3 protein-coding genes are annotated in these 2,565 nt (G+C 71.5%); all 3 read left to right on the forward strand.

Going from position 1 to position 2,565, the window contains the following annotated elements; all coding sequences use genetic code 11:
• A partial coding sequence (locus GJ699_RS33820; protein WP_195763720.1) for a polysaccharide biosynthesis C-terminal domain-containing protein occupies positions 1–420 on the forward strand: 420 nt, incomplete at its 5' end.
• Positions 417–1,391 carry a glycosyltransferase family 2 protein gene (locus GJ699_RS33825; protein ID WP_154383803.1) on the forward strand — a complete coding sequence of 325 codons (975 nt, stop codon included), beginning with the start codon at positions 417–419 and terminating at the stop codon, positions 1,389–1,391. The genes GJ699_RS33820 and GJ699_RS33825, both read left to right, overlap by 4 nt.
• Positions 1,379–2,437, forward strand: coding sequence for a glycosyltransferase (locus GJ699_RS33830; protein ID WP_154383804.1), 1,059 nt, complete (start codon positions 1,379–1,381; stop codon positions 2,435–2,437). Before GJ699_RS33825 ends, GJ699_RS33830 begins: the two co-directional genes overlap by 13 nt.
• Positions 2,438–2,565 lie beyond the last annotated feature (128 nt).

Consider the following 2,565-nt stretch of genomic DNA (forward strand, 5'->3'; position numbering starts at 1 on the left):
GGCGCGCTGCTGCTGGCGCGCGGCCGCGCGCGCCGCTTGCTGTGGCTGGGCGCGCTGGGGACAGCGCTGCAACTGGCCGGCCTGGCCCTGGCGGTGCGCTGGGGATTGCGCGGCATGGCGGCGGCATACTGCCTCAGCAGCCTGCTGACGCTGCTGCCGCTGAGCTGGTGCGCGCTGCGCGAACTGCCGCTCGGCGCGGCCGCGCTCGGCATGGAACTGTTCAAGCCGCTGGCGGCGGCGCTGGCGATGCTGCTGGCGGTGATGGCGCTGCACGCGTGGCTGCGCGCGGCCGGGGCCGGGCTGGCGGCGGCGTTCTGGCCGTGCCTGCCGGCCGGCGCGCTGGTGTACGGGCTGATGCTGCTGCTGTTGCGCGCGCGTCAGCTGCGCGGCTGGCGGCTGTTGCCGGGAGTGCGGCCATGAGCGCGCGGGTGTCGGTCATCATCCCGGTCTACAACGGCGCGCGGCTGGTGGCGCAGGCGCTGGACAGCGCGCTGGCGCAAACGCTGGCGCCGCTGGAAATCATCGTGGTCGACGACGGCTCGACCGACGACACGGCGGCGGTGCTGGCACGCTACCGCGCGCGCATCCGCTGTCTGCGCATCGCCCACGGCGGCGTGTCGCGGGCGCGCAACGCCGGCATGGCGGCGGCGCGCGGCGAGCTGCTGGCGTTTCTGGACGCCGACGACATCTGGCATCCGCACAAGCTGGCGCGCCAAGCGGCGGCGCTGCGCGTCTGGCCGGCGGCCGGCCTGTGCTGCTGCGATTATCTGGTGTTGCATCGCCAGCACGGCCGCCAGGTCAGCCACTTTGCCGGCGCGCTGCCGCTGGCGCAGTTGTCGGCGGCGCGGCCGTTGCTGGCGGCGCCGCAGGCGGCGCTGGTACGTTGCAATTTTGTCGGCACCGCGTCAAATGTGATGCTGCGGCGCGAACTGGCGCGCCGCGCCGGCGGTTTCGATCCGCGCCTGCGCCAGGCCGAGGACTATGATTACTGGCTGCGCTGCGCGCTGCGGGCGCCGTTTGTGCTGCTGCCGGAACCGCTACTGGAAAAGCGCAGCCATGGCGCCAATCTGACCGCGCAGGCACTGGAGACCGAGCAGTGTCACGAGCAGGTGCTGCAGAAATGGCAGGCCAGCGGCGCGCTGTCAGCGGAGGCCTTGCCGCTGCTGCCGGGCGCGCTGAGCCGGGTGCGCTACCGCATCGCGCGCCAGCTGGCCTTGCGCGGACGGGCGCGCGCCGCGCTGGCATATTGCCTGCGCGGCTGGCGCAGCGAGCGCACGCCGGACAATCTGCGCCGCGCCGCGCGCACGCTGGCGCGCTGTGCGCTGCATCTGCTGACGCCGCGCAGTACTGGCGGCGACAGCGGCACCGGGAGCCGGCCATGGCAAGGATAGATATTCTGCTGCCGGTGCACAACGGCCTGCCCTACCTGGGCGCGGCGATCGCCAGCATCCGCCGCCAGAGCGTGCGTGACTGGCGTTTGCTGATCCTCGATCATGGTTCCAGCGATGGCAGCGTCGAGCTGGCCGAACGCCACGCGCTGGCCGATGCGCGCATCGAGCTGCTGGATTTTTCCTACGCCAACGGGCTGGCCGAGTTGCTGAATCTGGGTCTGGAGCGCTGCGACGGCCGCTATGTGATGCGGCACGATGCCGACGATATCTGCCTGCCCGACCGCATCGCGCAAACCATGGCCGGGTTCGCCCAGCATCCGGGCAAGGCGGTGATCAGCGGCCAGGCCGAGCTGATCGACGCCGATGATGTGGTGATCGGCGCCCTGCGGCTGCCGCTGGGCAGCGACAGGCTGAGCGCGGCCAGCCTGTTCCGCAATCCGATTTCGCATCCGGCGCTGACCATGGACCGCGCGCTGATCGGGCGGCTGGGGGCGCAGTACGGCTGCGATTTTCTGGGCCTGTTGCCGGCCGAGCAGCGGCCGCGCATCGACGGCCTGGCGGAGGATTATCTGATGTTCGGCCAGTTGGCCTTGCTGGGCCTGTGCGTGAATCTGGGGCGGCCGTTAATCCAGTATCGCTGGCACGCCGCCAATGTCAGCAGCCGGCGTTTGCGTGAGCAGATCCGGCTGTCGCTGACGATTTCACGCTTTCTGGCGCGCACCTTCTGTCGCATGCACGCGCTGCCGGAATTCGATCCGGCACCGTTCTGCAATCATGGCGGGCAGTTGCTGGCGACGGAGGACAGTGATTTCGACGCCGCGTTCGCGGTGATGGCGCAGTCGCTGCGGCGCGGGCTGGGGGCGTCGGCGCAGCTGGAGCGCGAACTGCGCTATCGGCACACGCTGGCGCATCGGCGGCTGCCGCACATGTTGCTGCGCTACGCCCGCTTCCGCCAGCAATATCCGGCCGAGACCGGCGAATGGCTGACGCTGCGCTCCTGGCTGCTGCGCCACCTGCCCGGCCGCGCCCTGATGGAAGCCGCGTAAATGCGCACCGGCAGCCAGACAACAGACCGTGCCACGCCCCCGGCGCCAGGCAGCGGATCGGCGCCGGCGCGTACGGCGTCACCGCATGGGAGCGGCGGCGGGCCGGGCGCGGTGCGCTGGCCGGCGTG

This window comes from Duganella guangzhouensis (genome assembly GCF_009674535.1).
GTDB classification, from domain to species: Bacteria; Pseudomonadota; Gammaproteobacteria; order Burkholderiales; family Burkholderiaceae_D; genus Rugamonas; species Rugamonas guangzhouensis.

Excerpts from the sequence above, each read along its gene's own strand:
- GJ699_RS33830 (WP_154383804.1), top strand. The coding sequence starts at position 1,379 with ATGGCAAGGATAGATATTCTGCTGCCGGTGCACAACGGCCTGCCCTAC.
- GJ699_RS33825 (WP_154383803.1), top strand. The coding sequence starts at position 417 with ATGAGCGCGCGGGTGTCGGTCATCATCCCGGTCTACAACGGCGCGCGG.